This is a genomic window from Loigolactobacillus zhaoyuanensis (assembly GCF_003946385.1).
In the GTDB taxonomy this organism is placed as follows: Bacteria; Bacillota; Bacilli; order Lactobacillales; family Lactobacillaceae; genus Loigolactobacillus; species Loigolactobacillus zhaoyuanensis.
Genome location: NZ_RHOE01000148.1, coordinates 1 through 1,191, shown reverse-complemented (window position 1 = coordinate 1,191; position 1,191 = coordinate 1). Strand labels below are relative to the sequence as shown.

The following is a 1,191-nucleotide window of genomic DNA, read 5'->3' as shown; positions in this document are numbered from 1 at the left end:
GCCGGATTTACAATGTAAGTGCAACACCAAAATAACTAGACCAAAAAGGCCATGAAGCCTTAAACTTATAAGTGACAAAACCAATAAGTTAGGACGGACTTCATGACCCAATCTAAAGATACCATCAAAAAATCTTATAAGCAACTATCAAGTGAGGAGCGTGGCCAAATCCAGAGTCTTTATGAAGATCATTATTCGATCAGGGCGATTGCTAAAAGATTAGCCCGCGATCCCAGCACGATCAGCCGTGAAATCAAGCGCGGCACCGTGACTCAAATGTCCAGTTATGGCGTTTATACCCAGCGTTATTTTGCCGATAGCGGTCAAATTCAATACGAACAACGCCGTTTAAATTGCCATCGCAAAAGTCTACTCGAACATAATCCGGAATTCTTTAACCAATTGACCACTGCGCTTAAAGCTAAGTTCCGGGTGCACAGTGTAGATAGCTTTGTCGGTGCTTATAAACGTCACCATCCAGCTGAATATTGCCCCGCAACACCCACTGTTTATCGTTACATTGATCGCGGGTTACTAGCTGTCGCCAATATCGATTTACCACAACAGGTCAAACGTCACCAAAAGCACCGTACGGGTCGTGTACGCCAAAATAAAAAGATCTTGGGGACTTCAATTGAACAGCGACCAGTAGCGGCTAATGATCGTTCTGAATTTGGTCATTGGGAAGGTGATTTAGTCAAAGGCAAGCGAACCAGCGATCAACCGGCACTGCTCACCCTAACTGAACGAATGACGCGCTACGAAGTCGTGATCAGAATCCCCAACTATCAGGCTGAAACCTGTAAGGCTGCAGTTCAACAGTTTGTGAATAAACTTGATGCTGAGGTGGTTAAGTCACTCACTTTTGATAATGGTGCAGAATTTTCTGCGCTGAGTGAGGTCACTGGTACCAACCTATATTTTGCTCATCCTTATACGCCGTCAGAACGGGGCAGTAACGAACAGCTTAATGGGCTACTAAGAGAATTTATCCCTAAAGGTCAATCAATTACCAGTTTCAGTGATGATCATATTAAGCAAGCGACCGCGGCACTTAACCAACGGCCACGTAAACTATTTGGTTATAAATCAGCCAATGAATTCATGGCTGAGCAGCTACTCGCATGACCACCACCTAGACCACTTATAAGTGAAGTTTAGCAAGTGTTGCACTTGATTTGACAATTCGGG

Annotated in this window: 1 protein-coding gene; it reads left to right on the top strand. The window is 44.2% G+C overall.

Going from position 1 to position 1,191, the window contains the following annotated elements; translation table 11 throughout:
* Nucleotides 1-102 precede the first annotated feature (102 nt).
* Entirely contained in the window at nucleotides 103-1,128 is a 1,026-nt protein-coding gene (locus tag EKM76_RS13340; RefSeq protein ID WP_099235906.1) for an IS30 family transposase, read from the top strand.
* Nucleotides 1,129-1,191 lie beyond the last annotated feature (63 nt).

What these genes read in the sequence shown, in the direction of transcription:
- EKM76_RS13340 (WP_099235906.1), top strand. Translation starts at nt 103, where the DNA reads ATGACCCAATCTAAAGATACCATCAAAAAATCTTATAAGCAACTATCA.